At 73.2% G+C, this 21551-nt stretch carries 16 protein-coding genes; 7 read left to right on the forward strand and 9 right to left on the reverse strand.

The window, feature by feature from the left end; genetic code table 11:
- The first annotated feature begins 10 nt into the window (after positions 1-10).
- Together ACFPQ9_RS31295 and ACFPQ9_RS31300 are read left to right on the forward strand one after the other, a co-directional pair.
- Complete coding sequence (locus tag ACFPQ9_RS31295) at positions 11-1501, forward strand: FUSC family protein (RefSeq protein WP_380860898.1); 1491 nt, start codon at positions 11-13, stop codon at positions 1499-1501.
- A gap of 305 nt (positions 1502-1806) precedes the next feature.
- Positions 1807-2862: a lactonase family protein gene (locus ACFPQ9_RS31300; RefSeq protein ID WP_380860901.1), complete on the forward strand. Its 1056-nt coding sequence runs from the start codon at positions 1807-1809 to the stop codon at positions 2860-2862.
- A gap of 66 nt (positions 2863-2928) precedes the next feature.
- Here the strand turns inward: ACFPQ9_RS31300 and ACFPQ9_RS31305 are convergent, their stop codons facing one another.
- The 4 genes from ACFPQ9_RS31305 to ACFPQ9_RS31320 form a co-directional block, all read right to left on the reverse strand.
- Positions 2929-3852, reverse strand: coding sequence for a sirohydrochlorin chelatase (locus ACFPQ9_RS31305; protein WP_380860904.1), 924 nt, complete (start codon positions 3850-3852; stop codon positions 2929-2931).
- Positions 3853-3972: 120 nt separating this feature from the next.
- Positions 3973-4950 (reverse strand): N-acetylglucosamine kinase, encoded by a 978-nt coding sequence (locus tag ACFPQ9_RS31310; protein ID WP_380860907.1) that lies wholly within the window; start codon positions 4948-4950, stop codon positions 3973-3975.
- The gene (locus ACFPQ9_RS31315; RefSeq protein WP_380860910.1) at positions 4947-5624 is read right to left on the reverse strand and encodes a uracil-DNA glycosylase; all 678 of its coding nucleotides are present in this window, start codon (positions 5622-5624) and stop codon (positions 4947-4949) included. Before ACFPQ9_RS31315 ends, ACFPQ9_RS31310 begins: the two co-directional genes overlap by 4 nt.
- A gap of 73 nt (positions 5625-5697) precedes the next feature.
- Positions 5698-6783 carry a WD40/YVTN/BNR-like repeat-containing protein gene (locus ACFPQ9_RS31320; protein ID WP_380860913.1) on the reverse strand — a complete coding sequence of 362 codons (1086 nt, stop codon included), beginning with the start codon at positions 6781-6783 and terminating at the stop codon, positions 5698-5700.
- A gap of 274 nt (positions 6784-7057) precedes the next feature.
- On the opposite strand from ACFPQ9_RS31320, the gene ACFPQ9_RS31325 reads away from it, so the two are divergent.
- Complete coding sequence (locus ACFPQ9_RS31325) at positions 7058-7645, forward strand: Rv1733c family protein (RefSeq protein WP_380860916.1); 588 nt, start codon at positions 7058-7060, stop codon at positions 7643-7645.
- 61 nt (positions 7646-7706) lie between these two features.
- Here the strand turns inward: ACFPQ9_RS31325 and ACFPQ9_RS31330 are convergent, their stop codons facing one another.
- Positions 7707-9380 carry a DNA alkylation response protein gene (locus ACFPQ9_RS31330; RefSeq protein ID WP_380860919.1) on the reverse strand — a complete coding sequence of 558 codons (1674 nt, stop codon included), beginning with the start codon at positions 9378-9380 and terminating at the stop codon, positions 7707-7709.
- A 75-nt stretch (positions 9381-9455) separates the two neighbouring features.
- Here ACFPQ9_RS31330 and ACFPQ9_RS31335 point away from each other — a divergent pair, with 75 nt between their 5' ends.
- Positions 9456-10214 carry a PaaX family transcriptional regulator C-terminal domain-containing protein gene (locus ACFPQ9_RS31335; RefSeq protein ID WP_380860922.1) on the forward strand — a complete coding sequence of 253 codons (759 nt, stop codon included), beginning with the start codon at positions 9456-9458 and terminating at the stop codon, positions 10212-10214.
- Between the two features lie 81 nt (positions 10215-10295).
- On the opposite strand, the gene ACFPQ9_RS31340 is transcribed toward ACFPQ9_RS31335, so the two are convergent.
- Positions 10296-11075: a pectate lyase gene (locus ACFPQ9_RS31340; protein ID WP_380860925.1), complete on the reverse strand. Its 780-nt coding sequence runs from the start codon at positions 11073-11075 to the stop codon at positions 10296-10298.
- A 294-nt stretch (positions 11076-11369) separates the two neighbouring features.
- Here ACFPQ9_RS31340 and ACFPQ9_RS31345 point away from each other — a divergent pair, with 294 nt between their 5' ends.
- Positions 11370-12659 (forward strand): extracellular catalytic domain type 1 short-chain-length polyhydroxyalkanoate depolymerase, encoded by a 1290-nt coding sequence (locus tag ACFPQ9_RS31345; RefSeq protein ID WP_380860928.1) that lies wholly within the window; start codon positions 11370-11372, stop codon positions 12657-12659.
- A gap of 115 nt (positions 12660-12774) precedes the next feature.
- A complete protein-coding gene (locus tag ACFPQ9_RS31350; protein WP_380860931.1) occupies positions 12775-17070 on the forward strand; it encodes a cation-translocating P-type ATPase in 4296 nt (1431 codons plus the stop codon).
- 89 nt (positions 17071-17159) lie between these two features.
- On the opposite strand, the gene ACFPQ9_RS31355 is transcribed toward ACFPQ9_RS31350, so the two are convergent.
- Positions 17160-18239 carry an NADH:flavin oxidoreductase/NADH oxidase gene (locus ACFPQ9_RS31355; protein WP_380861324.1) on the reverse strand — a complete coding sequence of 360 codons (1080 nt, stop codon included), beginning with the start codon at positions 18237-18239 and terminating at the stop codon, positions 17160-17162.
- 147 nt (positions 18240-18386) lie between these two features.
- Between ACFPQ9_RS31355 and ACFPQ9_RS31360 the strand changes: the two genes are divergently transcribed.
- Complete coding sequence (locus tag ACFPQ9_RS31360) at positions 18387-18740, forward strand: ArsR/SmtB family transcription factor (protein ID WP_380860934.1); 354 nt, start codon at positions 18387-18389, stop codon at positions 18738-18740.
- Here the strand turns inward: ACFPQ9_RS31360 and ACFPQ9_RS31365 are convergent.
- Entirely contained in the window at positions 18660-20042 is a 1383-nt protein-coding gene (locus tag ACFPQ9_RS31365; RefSeq protein WP_380860937.1) for a nucleobase:cation symporter-2 family protein, read from the reverse strand. The two genes, ACFPQ9_RS31360 and ACFPQ9_RS31365, sit on opposite strands and share 81 nt — an antisense overlap.
- Positions 20043-20123: 81 nt before the next feature.
- Complete coding sequence (locus ACFPQ9_RS31370) at positions 20124-21467, reverse strand: FAD-dependent oxidoreductase (protein ID WP_380860940.1); 1344 nt, start codon at positions 21465-21467, stop codon at positions 20124-20126.
- Between the last annotated feature and the right edge of the window lie 84 nt (positions 21468-21551).

A 21551-nucleotide genomic window follows, 5' to 3' on the forward strand; every position in this document is an offset into this window, starting at 1 on the left:
GCGGTAGACAGTGCTGAAGAGGGTGTTCGTGGCGCCGGACCCGGGGCGGGCGCGGCTGCGCTTCGCCGTGCGGGCCGTCCTCGGCATCGGGCTCGCGGTCGTCGTCTGCGGACTGGCCGGACACTCCCTCGTCGGTGCCGTCACCGGCGGGCTCGCCGCGCTCCTCGCCCTGTTCACCGTCACCGACGCCACTGTCCGCGGGCAGGCGATCACCACCGCGCTGCTGCCGCTCGTCGGCCTGCCCGTCCTCGCGGCGGCCGCCGAGCTGCACGACCATCCGGTCGCCCGCGACCTCACCTTCCTCGCCGTCGTCGGCGCCGGCGTCTACGCCCGCCGCTGGGGGCCGCGCGGGCACAGCCTCGGCGTGTTCGCGTTCATGACCTTCTTCGTGGCGCAGTTCCTGCACGCCACCCCCGGGCAGCTGCCCGAGCTCTACGCCGCCGTCCTGCTGTCCCTGCTCACCGCGGCCGCGGTGCGGTTCGGCCTTTGGTGCTACGAGCGCCGTATGCCCCCGGCGCCCGTACCCGCACCGCCGGGTGGCGGCGGACTGGCCCGCGTGACCACACGCCAGGCGATCCAGGCCACCGCGGGCGCGGGCTTCGCCCTGGTCGTGGGCCAGCTGGTGTCCGGGCAGCGCTGGTACTGGGCGGTCGGCGCCACCTGGTGGATCTTCGTCAACACCACCTCGCGCGGCGAGACCCTGGTCCGCGGTTTCCGCCGGGTCCTCGGCACGGTGATCGGCATCGGCCTCGGCCTGCTCGTCGCCGTCCCGCTGCACGGGGCGGTGGTCCCGACCGCGGCGCTCCTCGCCGTCTGTGTCTTCGGCATCTTCTACACGGCCGCCGTCTCCTACACCTGGATGATGCTCAGCGTCACCCTGCTCGCCGAGCTCCTCTACGGCCTCCTCGGCGTCCTCGAACCCGCGCTCCTCGCGCTGCGGCTCGCCGAGACCGGCGTCGGTGCGATCGGTGCCGTACTGGCCGTGCTGTTCGTGCTGCCGGTGACCACGCACGCCATCACCGACGCCTGGGTCCAGCGCGCCCTGCGCTGCGTCCACGCGGCCACCGCCGAGGCCGCCGCGCGCCTGGCCGGCGACGAGAGTGCCGACCCGGCCACCCGGGTCGCCGAACTGGAACAGCTGCTCGGCCGGGTACGGCTCTCCCTCGCCCCGCTGGTGCACCCGCTGAACCCGATGCCGGCCCGCAAGCGGCGCGCCCGGCAGGTGCTGGCCCTGCTCGACGACTGTGCCCGGGAGATCCGCGGCCTCGCCGCCGTCGCCGCCGACCCGGTGGCCTCGCACGATGCACGTCTGGCCGCCGCGTGCTGGCGCGTCGAGGCCGCCGTCGAGGCCCTGACCGGAGGCGCGGACATCACCGAGCCCACCGACCGGCCGACGGCGGCGGACCCCGCGCTGGCCCATCTGCACGGGCTGGAGCGGGCCCTCGCCGAACTCGCGCAGCCGCTGCGGGCGCCGTCGGGGTCTCCGCTGGTCGGCACGTAGCGCTCCGCGGGTCGGGCCGTCCTCGGTGATCGTGCGTCTGCGGGCGCGTCGTGGCCGGTCACGCCCACGCGGCGGAGCCGCACATTGACACGGCCTCGCGCCCCTTTGGGGGAGCGGGGCCGTCGGCCTGCGTCTGCGGAGTCGTCGTGGCCGGTCGCGCAGTTCCCCGCGCCCCCTTTGGGGGCGCGTTTTCGTCTGTCTGCCTGTGACGTGAACTCGCCGACGGTCAGGCGCGCTTGGTCTAGACCGATGGTGATCCGCTGCTACCGTCGGGCCGGACGGCACTCGACCGGAAGGGGATTGCGGTGGCAGACGTCGGCAGGCGGGGGAGACGGGCCTACATCGGGTCGTTCACGGCGGCCGGGGGCCATGGCATCACCACGGCATCCGTGGCCGCGGACAACGGCGCGCTGACCGTCCGGAGCGGTGTGCGGGACGTGCCCGACCCCGCGTACCTGGCCCTGTCGCCCGCCGGCGACACGCTCTACGCGGTCAGCGAGACGGCCGAGGGCGCGGTGGTCGCGTACCGCGTGACCGGCGGCAAGCCCGAGCTCCTCGGCTCGCCGGTCCCGGTGGACGGCAGCGGCCCCACCCACCTCAGCGTGTTCGACGGCCACGTCCTGACCGCGAACTACGGCTCCGGGAGCGTCACCGCCGTGCCGGTCCGCTCCGACGGAACCCTCGCGGACGCCCCGCCCAGCGTCCTGCGGCACACCGGCTCCGGCCCCCACACGCCACGCCAGCAGGGACCGCACGCCCACCAGGTGCAGCCCGACCCGAGCGGCCGCTGGGCCGTGAGCGTCGACCTCGGCACCGACTCGCTGCGGGTGTGCACCCTGACCGACGGCACACTCGACGTACACCGGGAGATCGCCCTGCGCCCCGGCTCGGGCCCGCGCCACCTGGCCTTCCACCCGCACGGCCGGTACGCCTACGTCGTCAACGAACTCACCCCGACCGTCACCGTCTGCCACTGGGACGCCGAAGACGGCACGCTGAAGCCGCTCACCGAGGTGCCGGTGCTGCCGGGCGCCCCGGCCGGCGACGCCTACCCGTCGGGGATCGTCGCCTCGCCCGACGGCCGCTTCGTGTGGACCGCCACCCGCGGCGAGGACGTGCTGTCCACGTTCGCCGTCGAGGACGAGGATCTGCGGCTGGTCGGCACGGTGCCCTGCGCCGGGCACTGGCCGCGCGCGCTGACCGAGGCGGACGGGTTCCTGTACGTCGCGAACGAGCGCTCCGGCGACGTCTCCTGGTTCGTCCTGGACCCCGACCGGGGCCTGCCGCGCCACGAGGGCTCGATCGAGGTGCCCGCGGCGTCCTGCGTCGTCTTCGGACCGGGCCCCGATCCCACCGGATGACCGGACGCCGAAGGGCCCGCCCCCGGTGGGAGCGGGCCCTTCGGCGCTACGGCTATGACGTGCGCGTCAGCGCACCGGCGTGCCCTGCGGCTGCGGCGGGGCGATGCCCAGCGCCGTCGTGTACTTCGACAGGGCGAGCTTGCCGATCGCCGGGTACGCGCCGAGCGCCTCGGCGGCGGAGCAGCCCGCCTCCTGCGCGGCCTCCGCGATCAGGCTCGGGTCGATCTCCGGCCCTATCAGGTACGGCGCCAGGGCCAGCTGCTGGGAGCCCGAGGACCGCAGCTGCTCGGCGATCGCCGTGATCGAGCCTTCCTGGTCCAGGGCCGCCGCCATCACCGGCACGGCCAGGCGCGCGGCGAGCAGCATGCCGGTGATCCCGGCCGCCTGCACGGCCTCCTCGCCGCCGACGGACGCCAGGATGATGCCGTCCGCGGCCGTGGCCACGGTGAACAGACGGGCGCGGTCGGCGCGGGCGAGCCCGCCCTCCGACAGACGCACGTGCAGCGCCTCGGCGAGCAGCGGGTGCGGGCCGAGCACATCGGTCAGGTCGGCCGCGACACGGCTGTCCATCACGGCCTGGCGGATGACGCGCAGCAGCGCGCTGTCCGGGCCGGCGAGCAGCGGCACGACGACGGCGACGGGGCCCTCGGGCTCCTTCGCCTCCACACCCGCGGCGAGCGCCTGCTCATAGCGGGCGGTGCGCTCCTCGGCGGCGTGCACCAGCACCGACTGGAGCGTGGGGAACTCCGCGTCATCACCGTCGACGTACGCGATCCGGGCGTCGAGGCCGGGAAGCTCGGAGCGCGCGATGCTCACGACCTCCTCGGCGAGGCCGCGGGTGGCGGCGCTCGGTGTGCCCGGCACCGCGAGAACGAGCGCGGGCGCGCCCTCGGGAGCCGCCAACGGCTCGGGTCGGCGGTGCCGCCCGGGCTGACGAGGTCGCGGCATTCGTACTGGCAGGCCGGACGCGGGCCCAGTGGGGGAGCTCATGGCGACGCATGTTACTGGCTTCTTGGGCTCCCCTGTTCGGGGAGGGTGCAGGTGAGCGGTATCCGTCCGCTTTTGTCTGATTGAGTTACTTGCGGTGTGGAAGTGGGTGGCGTAGCGGGATCAGTCCCCTTTTTCGGTCACCACGCAGAGCATCGCCTCGTCACTCGGCAGAGCGAGCTCACCCGTCGCCAGATCGGTCGCGATGCGCACCGACCCCCGCAACGGATCCCCGTCGGCCGGCACCCGCCGCGCGTGCGGCAGCCGCTTCGACAACTCCTCGTCCAGAGGTACGACAAGAGGGGCGCCCAATTTCAACAGGCCCCCGGTGACGGTGACTTGGGGCTCTCCGGTGGCGGGGCAGACGGCGGCCGCGGAGTCGGCCATGTGCCGTGCGGCGGCCCGCAGGATGTCCGCGGCGACCGGGTCGCCGTCGGCGCAGCCGGCCACTTCCGGAGCGAAGGAGGCGAGGACGGCGGGGCGGTCAGAGCGTGGATAGAGCCTGCCGGGCAGCCCGCGCACCGGGCCGAACAGAATTTCCGCGCGGGCGAGCAGTGCCGCCGATCCGTCGGGCCGTCCGTCGTGCGCGCGCATCGCCGCTTCCAGCCCGGCCCGTCCGATCCAGGCTCCGCCGCCGCAGTCGCCGAGCAGATGACCCCAGCCGTCCGACCGGCGCCAGCTCGTCAGGTCGGTGCCGATCGCGATCAGCCCCGTGCCCGCCGCCACGACCGCGCCCGGCCGGGCCCCGAGGGCCCCCACATAGGCGGTGACGGCATCGGCGACCAGGGCGACCCGCCTGATGCCGAACTCGCGCTCCAGAGCGCTCGGCAGCTCGGCACGCAGCCCGTCACCCAGACTGGCCAGCCCGGCGGCCCCGACGGCCACCGCACCCGGCACGGCGACCCCGGCCTCGGCCACCGCCGCCCGCACCATCGGCACGAGCTGCTCCATGAAATGCCCGGCGTCGATGCCCCGTTCACCGGTGCGCACGGGCTCACGGGACTCGCGCCGGGCCAGCACCCCACGGCCCGCCGCGCCGACGGCGACCCGCATACCGGAGCCGCCGGAGTCGACCGCGACGAAGGCGGCGCCGCCGGTCACGGAAGGCGCCAGTCCACCGGCTGGCCGCCTTGGCCGATCAGGAGGTCGTTGGCGCGACTGAACGGGCGGGAGCCGAAGAAGCCGCGGTCGGCGGACATGGGGGAGGGGTGGGCGGACTCCACCGAGGGGAGACGGCCCAGCAGCGGGCGGAGGTTGCGGGCGTCACGGCCCCACAGGATGGACACGAGCGGCTTGCCGCGGGCGGCCAGCGCGCGGATGGCCTGCTCGGTGACCTCCTCCCAGCCCTTGCCGCGATGGGCGGCCGGCTTGCGCGGGGCCGTGGTGAGCGCCCTGTTCAGCAGCAGCACACCCTGCTGGGTCCACGGCGTCAGATCGCCGTTGGACGGCTGCGGCAGCCCCAGGTCGTTGTTGAGCTCGCGGTAGATGTTGATGAGGCTGCCCGGCAGCGGACGTACGTCGGAGGCCACCGAGAAGGACAGCCCCACGGCATGTCCCGGGGTGGGGTACGGGTCCTGTCCGACGATCAGGACCCGTACGTCGTCGAAGGGCTGTTGGAAGGCCCGCAGGACGTTCGGCCCGGCCGGCAGATAGGTGCGTCCCGCGGCGATCTCCGCGCGCAGGAAGTCGCCCATCGCTGCGATCCGTTCGGCTACGGGTTCCAGGGCCTTCGCCCAGCCCGCTTCGACGATTTCATGCAAGGGTCGTGGTGCCACGGGCGTCACCCTACTGCCGTAAGGGCAGCGTTGATCAACCAGTGGCCAAGGCCGGCCCGTAAGCCGCAACGGGTCATGCGATCACCGCGGCCCTCACACACAGCACGTCCGGCAGGTGGGAGGCCAGTTGCCGCCAGCTGTCGCCGTCGTCCGCGGAGGCGAACACCTCGCCGTTGCGGTTGCCGAAGTACACGCCCGCCGGGTCCGCGTCGTCCGTGCACATCGCGTCGCGCAGCACCGTGCCGTAGTGGTCCTCCTGCGGCAGCCCCGCCGACAGCGGCTCCCAGCTCTTGCCCGCGTCCGCCGTACGGAAGACGCGGCAGCGCCGGTCGGCGGGGACGCGGTCGGCGTCGGCGTTGATCGGGAAGACGTAGGCCGTCTCACCGCGGTGCGGGTGTGCGGCGACGGCGAAGCCGAAGGTGGACGGCAGGCCCTCGCCGATGTCGGTCCAGTGCGCGCCCGAGTCGTCGCTGCGGTACACGCCCCAGTGGTTCTGCAGATACAGCCGGTCCGCGTCGGCCGCGTCCTGCGCGATCTTGTGCACGCACTGGCCGAACTCCGGGTTCGGATCCGGCAGGAACACCGCGGAGACACCGGAGTTGGACGGCGCCCAGGTCGCGCCGCCGTCGCCGGTCCTGAACACACCGGCCGTCGAGACGGCCACCGTCACCGCCTTCGGGTCGCGCCGGTCGGTGATCACGGTGTGCAGGCCCTCACCGCCGCCGCCCGGCACCCACTTGGACCGGGTCGGGTGCTCCCACAGCGGGCGGACGAGTTCGAAGGTCTCGCCGCGGTCCGCCGAGCGGTACAGCGCCGCCGGTTCCGTGCCCGCGTACACCACGTCCGGTTCGGCGGCCGCCGGATGCAGCTGCCACACCCGCTCCAGGGAGGCGTCGGTGTCCTTGGGGAACTTCACGGCCGGCTGGGCCGGTTCGGTCCAGGTGCGCCCCAGGTCGTCGGAGTGGAACACGGACGGGCCCCAGTGGGCGCTGTCGCCGCCGGCCAGCAGCCGCGGGCGCTCGCCGCGGGTGTCGATCGCGACCGAGTACACGGCCTGGGCGTTGAAGTAGGGACTCTCGTCGAACTCCCAGGTGTCACCTCGCCTGCGCCCGATGAACAGGCCCTTGCGTGTTCCCACGGCGAGCAATACCTCGGTCATGCCGATCACCTCCGCGACGCCTTTTCTCAGACACCGGCCAGTCTGCACCCAGGCACTGACAGTCACCCCTGAAAACGATGACGTCGCAGGTCAGCGCGGCGATGATAGCTGCCGGCCGTACCGTGCGGGCCCATTTCGCGAAGATGCCGGCCGGGGCCGCGTTACCCGTGCCACCGTCGAGCCGGACAGGTGCCGTGAGCATCCGCCCGCCGGCTCCCGTATGGGAGGGAGGTCGGTACGGCATGTTCGTGCGCTCATGAGGAGGAAGCCGTCGATGGCGTTCCGTGGTCCGCAGGTGTGGCTGTGGCGTTGGCGGCGCAACCCGCTCAAGCGCCGGGCCGACGCGGTGGAGGCCTGGGTACTGCTCGCCGCCTGGACACTCACCGTCCTCGCCGGAGTGCTCGCGGGTCTGACGACCGCTCGCACGGTGGAGCAGGGCATGGCCAGGGAACGTGTCGAATGGCGGCCCGCGGTGGCCCTGCTCACCGAACAGGCGCCGGGCACGGCCGACTCGCGCACCGCCGCCTCCAGCAGCGAGCGGGTGTGGGCGAAGGTCCGCTGGAGCGCGCGCGACGGCTCCCTCCACACCGGGCAGGCCCGCGTCCAGCCCGGCAGCGGCGTCGGAACACCCGTCACCGTCTGGACCGACCCCGAGGGCCGCCTGGTGACGAGGCCCGCCACCCCCTCGGAGGCCCGCACCCGAGCCACCCTGGTCGGCGGCATCGCGGGGGTCTGTGCCGCCTGTGTCCCCTTCGTCGCGGGCCGGGCCCTCCGCAGCCGCCTGGAGAGCCGGCGCATCGACCAGTGGGGCTACGAGTGGGCGCGGTTCGGCCCGCTGTGGGGCGGGCGGACCAGAGGGTGACGGCCGGGCACACGACGGCCGGTCACCCCCCGGCCCCTCGGGCCATGGTCGTCCGGAGACCTCACGCCTGAGCCGGCAACGCCCGCTCCAGAATCCCGTCGACGTCCGCCGAGTCGGGCAGCGTTCCGAACGCGTGCCCCCAGTCGCCGCCGAGCCGGGTCGCGCAGAACGCGTCGGCGACCGCCGCGGGGGCGTGCCGGACCAGCAGGGACGCCTGGAGCGCCAGGGCCATCCGCTCGACCAGACGGCGGGCACCCGCCTCCGAGCCCGTGGCCAGCATGTCCTTCAGCCGGACGACGGCCGCGTCCAGCCGGGCGTCCGCCCCACGCACCGAGGTGAGTTCGGCGAAGAGGGCGTCGGCGGTGCCCTCCTCACGACTCAACGCCCGCAGGACGTCGAGGGCGTTGACGTTGCCCGAGCCCTCCCAGATCGACAGCAGAGGAGCCTCGCGGTAGTGGCGGGGCATGCCGGAGTCCTCCACGTAGCCGTTGCCGCCCAGGCACTCCAGGGCCTCCGCGGTGAAGGCCGGGCCCCGCTTGGTGACCCAGTACTTGCCGACGGCCGTCGCGATCCGGCGGAACGGCGTCTCGGTCCCGACAGTGTCGGCTCCGCGCACCACCCGGTCGGCCGCGCCGGCCAGGCGTAGCGTGAGGGTTGTGGCCGCCTCGGACTCCAGTGCCAGGTCGGCCAGGACGTTGCGCATCAGGGGCTGGTCGACCAGCCGCGCGCCGAACGCGCTGCGGTGCCGTACGTGGTGCCCCGCCTCGACGAGCGTCTTGCGCATCAGCGTCGCCGACGACATCACGCAGTCCAGCCGGGTGCAGTTGACCATCTCGATGATCGTCTTCACCCCCCGCCCCTCGGGCCCGACCAGCCAGGCGACGGTCCCGTCGAACTCGGGCTCGGAGGAGGCGTTGGAGCGGTTGCCCAGCTTGTCCTTCAGCCGCTGGATACGGAACGTGTTGCGGCTGCCGTCGGGCAGGACACGCGGCACGAGGAAGCAGGACAGGCCGCCGGGCGCCTGGGCCAGCACCAGGAAGACGTCACACATGGGCGCCGAGGTGAACCACTTGTGGCCGCGCAGGGTGTACACGCCGGGCTCGGCGGTCGGCCACGCCGTGGTCGTGTTCGTACGGACGTCGGAGCCGCCCTGCTTCTCGGTCATCCCCATGCCCGCGAGCAGACCCCGCTTCTCGGTCGGCACCCGCAGCCCCGGGTCGTACTCCCGGCTGGTCAGCAGCGGTTCGTAGACCTTCGCGAGCTCGGGCTGGCGGCGCAGCACGGGGACGGCCGCGTACGTCATCGACGTCGGGCAGCCGTGCCCGGCCTCGGTGTGCCCCCACACCATCCCGCCGGCGGTCCGGGCGACATGCGCGCCGGGCCGCTCGTCCGCCCAGGGTGCCCCCGCTAGGCCCTCGCCGACCGCGACCCGCATCAGGTGGTGCCAGCTCGGATGGAACTCGACCTCGTCGACGCGATGCCCATAGCGGTCGTGCGTCCGCAGCTCGGGCTCGTGCCGGTTGGCCTGCTCACCCCACTCCTGCGCCTCCGCGCTGCCGGCCCGCAGGCCGAGCCGCCGGAGGTCCTCCTCGGCCCACCCGGCGCCCTCCCGGCGCAGCCCTTCGAGCAGGGCCGTGTCCTGCGACGCGTCGTACGGCGTCAGGGGTGGGGGCTGGTTGGTGACGTCGTGCGTGGCGTACTGCCCGGACTGCTCCTGCGCGAGATTCGAGACCATGCGGCCAGTGTTGCACTATCACTGCGATTGCAGCAATCCTGTAATACACCGAGGCGGCACGTAAGGTACCTGGCCATGCCGAACAACGCGTCACCGCAGGCCGACGAGGTGGAGCTGCGCCCGCTGTCCGCCCGCTCGGTCGTCCTGAGTCTGCTGCTGGGTCTGCATCCGCCGGAGCTGCCGGTGAAGGACCTGGTGGGCGCGGTGGAGCCGTTCGGGATCGCGGCCTCGACGCTGCGGGCCGCGCTCAGCCGGATGACGGCGGCCGGCGATCTGCGGCGCGCGGACACGGTGTACGGGCTCAGCGACCGGCTGCTGGACCGCCAGCGCCGCCAGGACGACGCCGTCCACCCCGGGACCCGGTCCTGGGGCGGCGACTGGGAGATGGTGGTGGTCACCGCCACGGGGCGCGGCGCCGCCGAACGCGCCGAGCTGCGCACCGCGCTGACCCGTCTGCGGCTCGCCGAGCTCCGCGAGGGCGTCTGGCTGCGGCCGGCCAACCTGCGCCGCACCTTGCCGGACACGCTCGGCGAGGTGGCTCAGTGCTACACGGCCCGCCCCGGCAACCCCGCACGCGAACTGGCCGCGGACCTGTGGCCGCTGGGCGCGTGGGCCGACAGCGGGCGCGCTCTGCTGGCCCATGTCGCCGGTGCCCACAGCCCGTCGGACCGCTTTGCCGGCTTCGCCGCCGTCGTACGGCATCTGCTCGCCGACCCGGTGCTGCCCCCCGAACTCCTCCCCGCCGACTGGCCGGGTGAGCGGCTGCGCGCCGCGTACGCCGACTATCGGCGGGAGTTGGCGGAGGACGTACGCGCGCGTGGCCTGCGGGCATGACACGGCGGCCGTTCCGAAGCGGCGAGCGGGGACGCTTCGCAACGGCCGCCTTCACCGTGGGGGGCTACTGGTGCTCGTCGGTCACCTGTAGGTGATGTCCGAGCTGGAGTACAGGCAGTTCGTGCTGTCCGGGCCCGTACCGACGGCCGTGTTGTTGTTGTACTTCTGGCAGGGGATGACCTTGCGGGAGGTGTCGTTGAGGATCGTGATGCCGCGCAGGGTCGCCACGTCGTTCCGGTTGACGTTGATGCCGACCAGGCGGGCGGTGGACCCGGTGCCGGTCACCTCGATGTTGCTGAGGTTGACCTTGCGTGTGTACTGCGTGGAGCAGTCGCCGCACGAGCGGTACAGCGTCTTGAACTCGCTGACGGCGAAGTTGGAGATGTTCAGCGTGCCGGGCCCGTTGTGCTGGAAGACCTTGTCGGCGGCCTTCTTGGCGCCGCCGCCGGTCACGGTGTAGGTGGAGCCGCCGCGGAAGGTGGCGGCGTCCTCGCCGACGTCCTCCCACCACACGTTCTGGAGGGTGCAGTTGCCCTCGCAGTGGATGCCGTCGGCGCCGGGCGCGCCGATGATGACGTTCTTGAGCGTCGCGCCGGCCGCGAGCTCGAAGATCGGGTCCTGGCCCTCCTCCTGTCCGTCGCCGGCCAGGTCACCGCTGCCGTAGTAGCGGACCATGCCGCCGTCGCGGACGCCGGACACCTTGATGGTCGAACTGACCGGCTGGCTCCCGGTGGGGGTCGGCCAGGTGGCGGCGCTCGCGGGCGGCGCTAGTGACGTGATCATGACAGACGAGAGTCCGAGTGCGGCCAGACCTCCGGTCAGCGCACGCCGGCGGGTGCGGGGTTTTGCTGGTGAAGTCATGTCCCGATACCTACTTCCGGTTGGGGGGTGAGTGCTTTCCGGCTGAACGGAACGTATGGGGCAAGCGCTTTCTAGTCAACGCTCTGTACTGAAGAATTCAGCCAGTCCCAATAAGGGGTTGGTGAGGGTAAGGGCTCTCTGATCGATGGGGTGGGAGCGCTTCCATAGTGAGCGTGTCCATGCCACGATGCAGTCGCATGCCTGCCGTACGACTCGCATGCTTTTCACGTGAGAGGACGTCCACGAGCCGCGATCAGAAGGGACAAGGACGTGCCCACTGCCCACCGCACGACCGTGAGACGACAGCTCCTGGTGTTACTCGCCGCTCTGCTGCCGCTGCTCGCGGCACCGCTCGTGACCGCGCCCGCGGCCGGCGCCCGCACCGAGGCGGCGGACGTCGTCCCGGCCGACACGCTCACCGAGGTCACCGACTTCGGCGCCAACCCCAGCAACCTGCGGATGTACGTCTACGCGCCGGAGAACGTGACCCCGAAGCCCGCGATCGTGGTGGCCGTGCACTGGTGCACCGGCTCGGGCCCGGACATGTACCACGGCACCGAGTACGACACGCTCGCCGATCAGTACGGCTTCATCGTGCTGTACCCGTCCGTCACCCGCAGCAGCAAGTGCTTCGACGTCTCCTCGCCACAGGCGCTCAGGCGCGACGGCGGCAGCGACCCGGTCGGCATCAGGTCCATGGTCGACTGGGCCACACGCACCTACGACGCCGACACCGACCGCGTCTTCGCCACCGGCATCTCCTCCGGCGCGATGATGACCAACGTCCTGCTCGGCGACTACCCGGACGTGTTCGCCGCCGGCGCCGCCTTCGCGGGCGTCCCCTTCGGCTGCTTCGCCACCACCGACGGCTCCGAGTGGAACAGCGCGTGTGCCCAGGGCACGGTGACCCGCACCGCCCAGCAGTGGGGCGACACGGCCCGGGCCGCCTACCCGGGCTACACCGGTCCACGGCCCCGTATGCAGCTGTGGCACGGCACCGAGGACGACGTCCTGCGCTACCCGAACCTCGGGGAGATGATCAAGCAGTGGACGAATGTGCAGGGCGTGGGCCAGATCCCCGCCGCCATGGACACACCCCAGTCCGGCTGGACCCGCACCCGCTACGGCGGCACGGGTGACCGCGCCCCCGTCGAGGCGATCAGCCTCCAGGGTGTCGGCCACAACCTCTACGGCCAGGGCATGGCCGCCCGGGTCCTCACCTTCTTCGGCCTCGACAGCGGCGGCCCCACCCCGCAGCCCCAGCCCGGCGCCTGCAGAGTGAGCGTCACGAGCGACGCCTGGAACACCGGCCTGACCGCCTCCGTGACCCTCACCAACACGAGCGCCACGTCCTGGGACGGCTGGCGGCTCGGCTTCACCCTGCCCACCGGCCAGACGATCACCAACGGCTGGGGAGCCACGTACGCCCCGTCCTCCGGCGCGGTGACGGCGACGAACGCCGCCTACAACGCGGCCCTCGCACCGGGCGCGAGCGTCAGCATCGGCTACCAGGCGAACCACACCGGCAACAGCACGGCGCCGGGCGCCTTCGCACTCGAGGGAACGGCCTGTACGGCCGGCTGATCCCGCGGGGCGTGCGATCACGATCAACCTCGCCCCGGGCGGATGACATGCCGTTTTGCGGGAACCCGGCGCCACGCAAGGCGATGACGACCCAGGTCTGCGCTGAGGGCACGCGATGGTTCTGTCACTGATCACACGTCCGACGGCCGCAGCGGCCTCGCTGGCCACGGCCGGACCCCGACTGCTCGCCAGAGGGGCCGCACCCGCGGTGGGAGCCGCCGCGGGTGCGGCCGCCGCGACGGCCAGGGCGGGGGCCCGGGGCGCCGACAGCGCGGCCCGTGTCGTACGGGTCGCCCGCAACACGCTCGCCGTGCGCCCGCACCCCTGGCGGTCCGGCGCCCGGGCCCACCTGGCCCTGCGGCCCGAGGCGCCGGAGCGCGTACGGCGGCAGGGCGGGACGGAACGCGCGGCGCGCAAGGTCGCCGCGGCGCTGGCGGAACGGCCCGATGTGGCCCTCGCGTACTGGGACGGCGGACTGCGCCGGCTGGTGGTGACGGCCGTCGAGGAGTCGGCCGGTGACCGGGTGCTGGAGAAGGCGGCCGAGATCGCGGCCCGGCACGGCCTGGCCCCGACCGCCGAGGCGGTGGAGGAGATCTCCCACCCGGCCGACCCCGCCGGGGTGAGGGCCGCCGCGGCGACGCTGGCCGCCGACGGACTCGGCATCGCGACCGCGCTCGCCGGGTACGCCCTGCGGCTGCCCGCCTCACCCCGGTCGGTGACCGCCCTGGTGACGCTGCTGCGCGAGAACCCCGCCTTCCGCGGCTGGCTGCGCGCGCGGATCGGCCGCTCCCGCATGGACCTCGCGCTGGCCGTGGCGCACGCGGCGGCGCACGGCGCCGGACGCACCCCGACCGCCCTGGTGCTGGACGCCGCGCTGCGCTCGCTCCAGCTGGCCGAGACGGTGGCGCGGGCCACCGCCTTCGACAGGGTGCACGACGACGTCTGCGCGCCCGAGCGGTCCAGCGTCGCGGGCGACAACTTCCCGCGCCCGCCGCTGCGCACCTCCCCGGCGCAGGAGTACGCCGCGCACGCCGAGGCCGGCAGCCTGGTGGGCGCGGTGGCCGTGCTGCTGGTCAAGCACGACGGCACCGAGGCCGCCGAGGCGGTGCTCGCGGGCGCCCCCAAGGCCGCGCGCTACGGGCCCGCCGCCTTCCACGCCGTCCTGAGCTCCGCCCTGTCCCGCACCGGCGTCCTGGTCAGGGACGCCGAGCGGCTGCGGCAGCTGGAGATGGCCGACACGGTCGTGCTGCATCCGAGCGCGCTGCGGACCGAGGAAGCCGGCGCCGACCCGTGGGCCGAGCCCGTGCTGGACGCGGCCCGGCGTGCGGGACTGCGCGTCGTGATGGTGGACGACCCGGCGCTGGCCGACTTCACGAGCCTCGCCGACCAAGTGGTGCGTGACGAAAGGCCGTTGAGCGAGGTGGTCGAGGAACTGCGCGGCGAGAGCGGTGTCGTCGTCACGGTCGCCCGGCCCGGCCCCGACGACGCGGACGTGCACGCCGGACTGCTCGCCGGCGACGTGGCCGTCGCCCTCACCGACCGGGACGGCGCCCTGGTCTGGAGCGCCGACGTGCTCGCCCCGCACGGACCGGCGGACGTGTGGCGCCTGCTGCGCGCGGTCCCGGCCGCGCGCAAGGTCGGCCGCAGGTCACAGACGCTGGCCCGGTCCGGAGCCGCGCTGTCCGGACTGCTGGTGGCCATCGGCAAGTCCCGGCGTGGCCGTCGTACGCCCTGGTCGGGCCTGCGCCAGACGCCGGTGGACGCGAGCGCGGCCTGGTCGCTGCTCACCGGCACGCGTGCGGCCGTCGGCGTGGCCCTGGCCCGCGCCCCGCACCCCAGGCCACGCGTGGCCTGGCACGAACTGGAGCACACCGAGGTCCGCGAACGCCTGGAGGACGGGCAGGGCCCCGAGCCGACGCTGCCCGAGCGAGTCACCGACGGCACGCGCGAGGCGGTCCGGACGATGGGCCGCAAGCGGGTGTTCGCCCCGCTGACCGGGACGCTCCGCCTCGCCGGTGCCGTCCGCGAAGAACTCGACGACCCGCTCACCCCGGTACTGGCCGTCGGTTCGGCCGCCGAGGCCATCCTCGGCTCGGTCCTGGACGCGCTGCTGGTCGTCGGCGCGCTCGACCTGAACGCTCTGGTCGGCGGTGTACAGCGGATGCGCGCAGAGCGGGCGCTGTCGGGGCTGCTGGCCAAGCAGAAACGCAAGGCGCGCGTCACCACCGAGGACACGCGGTCCCGGCCGCACCTGGTGGACGCCGCGAAGCTCGGACCCGGCGACGTGATCGAGCTCCGGGTCGACGACGTGGTGCCCGCCGACGCCCGCATCGTGGAGGAGGACGGCCTGGAGGTGGACGAGTCCGCGCTGACGGGGGAGTCCCTGCCGGCCGGCAAGGGCACCGATCCGACACCTGACGCCGCCGTCCCCGACCGCCGCTGCATGGTGTTCGAGGGCACGACGGTGGTCGCGGGGAACGCCCGAGCCGTCGTGGTGGACACCGGGGACCACACGGAGGCCGCGCGGGCCGTCGCCCTCGCCGCCCGCCGGCCACCCTCCGCCGGAGTGCAGGCCAGACTGCGCGAACTCACCGACAAGGCACTGCCGTTGACGCTCGCGGGCGGCGCCGGGGTGACCGCCCTTTCGCTGCTGCGCGGCACACCGATCCGGCGTGCGGTGAGCGGCGGGGTCGCGGTGGCCGTGGCCGCCGTGCCGGAAGGCCTGCCGCTGGTGGCGACCGTCGCGCAGCTCGCCGCCGCCCGTCGGCTCAGCCGCCGTGGCGTGCTCGTCCGGGCCCCGCGCACCCTGGAGGCGCTCGGCCGGATGGACACCGTCTGCTTCGACAAGACCGGCACGCTCACCGAGAACCGGCTGCGCCTGGTGCGCGTCACCGAGGCCGACGGCACGGTCCACGCACCGGACGACAAGGCGGCCGACGACACCTTGCGGGCCGCGGCACGGGCCTGCCCCCGGCTCGACGCCGACACGGACCGTCCGGTGCACGCCACCGACGAGGCCGTCCTGGACGCGGCGGCCCCCGACCCCGACTGGACCCAGAGCGAGGGCCTGCCCTTCGAGGCCGGTCGCGGCTATGCCGCCGCGGTCGGCCGGACACAGGACGGCACCCCCCTGCTCGTCGTCAAGGGCGCCCCCGAGACGGTGCTGCCCGCCTGCCCCGGAGTGTCCTCGTCGGCATCGGGGAGGGCACAGGCGCTGGCCGGCGACGGACTGCGGGTCCTGGCGGTCGCCCACCGCACCCTCGCCCCGTCCGACGACCCGGCGGACGTCCTGGAACAGCCCCTGGGCGACCTGGAGTTCACCGGTCTGCTCGCCCTCGCCGACGTACCGCGCGCCACCTCCACGGCTCTCGTCCAGGGCCTGCGCGAGGCAGGCGTACGGCCCGTCATGCTGACCGGCGACCATCCGCAGACCGCCCGGGCGATCGCCGCCGAACTGGGCTGGCCCGAGGACACCGGCGTGGTCACAGGTGACGAACTGGCCTCCGCGGACCGGGAGGCACGCACCCGGATGCTGCGCGACGTGGGTGTCGTGGCCCGGGTCGCGCCCGAGCAGAAGCTTCAGGTCGTCGAGGCGCTGGGGGACGCCGGGCGGGTCGTCGCCATGGTCGGCGACGGAGCCAACGACGCCGCGGCGATCCGCGCCGCCGACATCGGCGTCGGCATCAGCGCCCGTGGCTCGGCGGCCGCCCGCAACGCCGCCGACCTGGTGCTCACCGACGGCGATCTGACGGTCCTCATCGACGCGGTCGCCGAGGGCCGGGCCCTGTGGCACAGCGTCGCCGACGCCATCGCCATCCTGATCGGCGGCAACGCGGGCGAGGTCGGCTTCGGCCTGCTCGGCACCCTCCTGTCGGGTTCGGCGCCCCTGTCCACCCGTCAGATGCTGCTGGTGAACCTCTTCACGGACCTGTTCCCGGCGATGGCGGTGGCGGTCACGCCGAAGGAGGCGGACGCGGCGGAGACCGGGGAACCGGACGCACCTCCCTCGACCGGCCCCGCCGGCTCCGACGCCACCGAACTCCTCGGCGCCCCGCTGATCCGCAAGATCAGGCACCGGGCCCTGACCACCGCCCTGGGCGGCACGGCGGCCTGGCTGTTCGGCCGATTCACCCCGGGCACCGCCCGGCGCTCCACCACGATGGCGCTGTGCGCGGTGGTCGGCACGCAGCTCGCCCAGACGCTGGCCGACCGCCGGGGCAGCCCGCTGGTCCGCGTCACCGCGCTCGGCTCCGCGGCCGTCCTCGTCGTCCTGGTCGAGACGCCCGGGGTCAGCCACGTCTTCGGCTGCACACCGCTCGGCCCGGTGGCCTGGGCGGGCGTCGCCGCAGCGATCACCCTCGCTGTGCTCGCGGCCAAGGGGAGCGTGCCGACCCCAGGGGCGCGGGGCTGAATCGACCTGCGGCTGAGCCGCGTGGGCGCGACAAGCCGCGAACGACCCGCGGTCGCAGGACGGCACAAGCCGCCCCTACGCACAGGCGATCACACGGACCGGTGGTACTGGTCCGGCACATGCACGTCCCCGCCCAGTTCCCGGGCAGCGTGCCGCGCCCAGGACGGGTTGCGCAGCAGCTCGCGGCCGAGGAGAACGGCGTCCGCCTCGTCGTTGGCGATGATCTTCTCGGCCTGTTCGGCGTCGGTGATCAGACCCACGGCGGCGACCGGCAGCGACGTCTCGGCCTTCACGCGCGCCGCGAACGGCACCTGGTAGCCGGGGCCGACCGGGATGTGGACGCCGGAGGCGTTGCCGCCGGTCGAGACGTCCAGCAGGTCGACGCCGTGGGCCTTGAGGTCGGCGGCGAAGCGGACCGTGTCGTCGGCGGTCCAGCCGTCCTCCGCCAGCCAGTCGGTCGCCGAGATGCGGAAGAACAGCGGCTTGTCCTGCGGCCACACCGCGCGTACGGCGTCCACGACCTGGAGGGCGAAGCGGGTGCGGTTCTCGTACGAGCCGCCGTACTCGTCGGTGCGGTGGTTGGAGTACGGCGAGAGGAACTCGTTGATCAGATAGCCGTGGGCGCCGTGGATCTCGGCGATCTCGAACCCGGCGTCGAGGGCGCGGCGCGCGGCGTCCGCGAACTGGCCCACGACCTCCCGGATCCCGTCGACCGTCAGCTCGGTCGGCACCGGGTGTCCGTCGGCGAAGGGGATCGCGCTCGGCGCGACCGGCTGCCAGCCGTAGGAGTCCGGGCCGACCGGCGCGCCGCCCTTCCAGGGCCGGTCGGTCGACGCCTTGCGGCCGGCGTGGGCCAGCTGGATCGCCGGCACGGTGCCCTGCGAGACCAGGAAGCGCGTGATCCGGCGGAACGCCTGGACCTGCGTGTCGTTCCAGATGCCCAGGTCCCACGGGGAGATCCGGCCCTCGGGGCTGACACCGGTGGCCTCGACGACGATCAGCCCCGTGCCGCCGGCCGCGCGGGCGGCGTAGTGCGCGAAGTGCCAGTCATTGGGGGTGCCCGTGTCCGGGCCCTCAGGCGCGGCCGAGTACTGGCACATCGGGGGCATCCACACCCGGTTCGGGATCGTCACTTCACGCAGGGCGTAGGGCTCGAAGAGCGCGCTCACGGCGGACTCCATTCGTCGCGGGGACCAGTCGTCGGCTCGTACGATAGACATCGTAGTACGGGAGATGTCAAACTACGAGAGGTCTCGTACAATGGCGGTGTCCCGGCGAGGTGAGCCACCGGGAGAAACCGACGAAGTGGAGCCGCCGTGACCAGCCCCGCTGTGAGCAGCCGAGACCTTCCGCACCCGGCGCGTGAGGAGATCCGTCTCGAGAGCGTGCTGCACGCGCTGTCCGACCCGCTGCGGCTGAACATCGTGCGGGAGCTCGCCGCCGTCGGCGACGAGCTCTCCTGTTCGCACTTCGACCTGCCGGTGACCAAATCCACTACCACGCACCACTTCCGGGTGCTGCGCGAGAGCGGGGTGATCCGGCAGATCTACCGGGGCACGGCCAAGATGAACGGCCTGCGCAAGGACGACCTAGACGGCCTCTTCCCGGGACTGCTCGACACCCTTCTCGACGCCGCCGCCCGGCAGGCCGCCCGACTCGGGAACGCCTGAACCGGCCTTCGTCGGCAGGTGGTTGAAGAGCAGGTTCAGCACGATCGCCGTGAGGCAGCCCGCGCTGATGCCGCTGTTCATCACCGTCTGGAACCAGTCCGGGAACTTCTCGTAGATCGCCGGCACCCCGACCGGCAGCATGCCCATGGCCACCGAGACGGCCACCACCGTCAGGTTGTTGTTGCCCTTGAAGTCCACCCCGGCCAGGGTCCTCAGCCCGCTCGCGGCCACGGTCCCGAACATCACCAGGCCCGCACCGCCCAGCACCGGCGCCGGTATCGCCGCCACCACCGCGCCCAGCTTGGGCAGCAGGCCGAGCAGGACCAGAATGCCGCCCGCGGTCGCCACCACCCAGCGGCTGCGCACCCGGGTCATGCCGACCAGCCCCACGTTCTGCGCGTACGCCGTGTACGGGAAGGTGTTGAACACGCCGCCCAGCACCGTCGACAGGCCGTCGGCGCGCAGGCCGTCCGCCAGGGGACGCGGCTCGACCCTGCGGTCGGTCATCTCACCGACCGCGATCAGGTCACCGGTCGTCTCGGTCATCGTCACCAGCGCCACCACCAGCATCGACGCGATCGCCGAGAACTCGAAGACGGGCGCCCCGAAGTGGAACGGCGTGCTGACGCCGAGCCAGTCGGCCTCGCCGACACCGCCGAAGTCGGTGAAGCCGAACGGCACGGCCACCGCCAGTCCGACCACGATGCCGATCAGTACGGCGATCCGGCCGAGGAACACCGGCGCGAACCGCTGCACGGCCAGCACCACGGCGAGCACGAAGGCCGCCAGCGCGATGTTCCTCGGCTCCCCGAAGTCCGCCGAACCGGCGTCGCCCGCAGCCCAGTTGCCCGCCACCGGCAGCAGAGACAGACCGATGATCAGGATCACCGTGCCGGTCACGAGGGGCGGGAAGAAGCGCAGCAGTCTGCCGAAGACCGGGGCCAGCAGCATGATCGCCAGTCCCGCGACGATCACCGAGCCGTAGATCGCGGGCAGGCCGCCGCCCGTGGTGCCGATCAGCACCATCGGAGAGACGGCGGCGAAGGTGCAGCCCTGCATGATGGGCAGCCGAACGCCGAAGCGCCAGAAGCCGACGCACTGGATCAGGGTCGCGACGCCGCACACCAGGAGGTCGGCGGTGATCAGATACGCCAGGTCGGCGGGCGGCAGTTTCATGGCGCCGCCGACGATGAGGGGAACGGCCACCGCGCCCGCGTACATCGCGAGCACGTGTTGGAGGCCGAAGGCGGCCAGTTGGCGTTTGGGCGGGATCTCGTCGACGGGGTGTGCCGTTGTGGTCATGGGCGGGACCGTAGACTCCTTGAACAGATTGTTGATTTCGGGGGTGTTGCCGCTTCGTTTCCCGGTACACCCCCGCGCCCCTCAACGGGCGCTGCTGTGCGCGGCGTTCATCAGCGACTGCCAGTCGGGGAGCTTCACCACACCTCTGCCGAGCGACGCCCCCAGCTCCGCCTCCGCCCGCTCGATCGCGCACCAACCGGTCCACTCGACCGGCTCCAGCCCCTCGGCGCGCAGAGCCGTGAGCGGATCCTCGGGCACTGCTTCGCGTACGAGCGCGGAGACGTCCGCCAGGAGCGAGGTCACCGTCTCCTTGGCATCCGAACGGTTGGTGCCGATGACGCCCGTCGGGCCCCGCTTGATCCAGCCCGCCACGTACTCGCCCGGCGAGACGAGGCCCTCCCGCAGCACGCGTCCGGCGCTGTGCGGCACCGTGCCGGTCGTCGGGTCGAAGGGCAGGCCGTCCAGCGGTACCCCGCGATAGCCCACCGAACGCAGCACCAGATGGGCGTCGATGTCCTCGTACCGGCCCGTGCCGGTGACTCCGCCCCGGCCGTCGGGTGCCGTCCGTTCGAAGCGAACCTTGGCCACGTGCCCTGCCTCGGCGAGGAGTTCCACGGGGCGCAGGAAGAAGCGCAGCCGGATCCGGTGGCGGGCCTCGCGCGCCGGGGCCTCGGCCCAGCCGCGCAGTGCCTCGATGTTGCGGCGCTGCGGCGCGGGCAGGCCGGAGGGGTCGGAGTACGCCGGATCCAGTGCCAGTTCCTCGGGGTCGACGGCCACCTCGGTGTCCGGCAGGGTGCCCAGCTCCCGTAGCTCCTTGGTGGTGAAGCGAGCCTGGGAGGGGCCGCGCCGACCGACCATGCTGATGTCCGTGACCCGGCTCGCGGCGAGGGCGGTGAGCGCGCCCTGGGGCATGTCGGTGGGGCTCAGTTCCGCCGTGCCCCGGGCCAGCATCCGGGTGACGTCCACCGCGACGTTCCCGACGCCGATGACCACCGCGGACCGCGCGCCGATCACGAAACCGTCGTCGACCGCGTCGGGGTGGGCGCTGTACCAGGACACGAACTCAGTCGCCGACCAACTGCCCGGCAGGTCCTCGCCGGGAATCCCGAGGTGCCGGTCGGTGGCGGCACCCATGCAGTACACGACCGCGTGGTACAGCTCGCGGAGCCTGGCGGCCGGCACCCCTTCCGGGCCGACCTGGACGCCGCCCAGGAACCGCACGCGTTCGTGCTCCAGTACCGTGCGCAGGTTGTTCTGGAGAGACTTGATCTTCTCGTGGTCCGGCGCCACTCCGTAGCGCACCAGGCCGTACGGACAGGGCAGCCGGTCCAGGACGTCGACGAACACGTCGTTGTCCAGCTGTACAAGACTCTGGGCGGTGTAGCACCCGCTGGGCCCGGAGCCGACGACGGCGACACGAAGCACGGCGGAACTCCTTGTCCGGGGATCGTCAGGAGTCGCTCTCGAGTCCAGCATCGCACCGCTTCCGCTCCGCTGACAGGGTGCTGT

Source organism: Streptomyces coerulescens, assembly GCF_042657965.1.
In the GTDB taxonomy this organism is placed as follows: domain Bacteria; phylum Actinomycetota; class Actinomycetes; order Streptomycetales; family Streptomycetaceae; genus Streptomyces; species Streptomyces coerulescens.

Excerpts from the sequence above, each read along its gene's own strand:
- ACFPQ9_RS31320 (WP_380860913.1), bottom strand. The coding sequence starts at position 6,783 with ATGACCGAGGTATTGCTCGCCGTGGGAACACGCAAGGGCCTGTTCATC.
- ACFPQ9_RS31340 (WP_380860925.1), bottom strand. The coding sequence starts at position 11,075 with ATGACTTCACCAGCAAAACCCCGCACCCGCCGGCGTGCGCTGACCGGA.
- ACFPQ9_RS31325 (WP_380860916.1), top strand. The coding sequence starts at position 7,058 with ATGGCGTTCCGTGGTCCGCAGGTGTGGCTGTGGCGTTGGCGGCGCAAC.
- ACFPQ9_RS31330 (WP_380860919.1), bottom strand. The coding sequence starts at position 9,380 with ATGGTCTCGAATCTCGCGCAGGAGCAGTCCGGGCAGTACGCCACGCAC.
- ACFPQ9_RS31350 (WP_380860931.1), top strand. The coding sequence starts at position 12,775 with ATGGTTCTGTCACTGATCACACGTCCGACGGCCGCAGCGGCCTCGCTG.
- ACFPQ9_RS31365 (WP_380860937.1), bottom strand. The coding sequence starts at position 20,042 with ATGACCACAACGGCACACCCCGTCGACGAGATCCCGCCCAAACGCCAA.
- ACFPQ9_RS31335 (WP_380860922.1), top strand. The coding sequence starts at position 9,456 with ATGCCGAACAACGCGTCACCGCAGGCCGACGAGGTGGAGCTGCGCCCG.
- ACFPQ9_RS31305 (WP_380860904.1), bottom strand. The coding sequence starts at position 3,852 with ATGAGCTCCCCCACTGGGCCCGCGTCCGGCCTGCCAGTACGAATGCCG.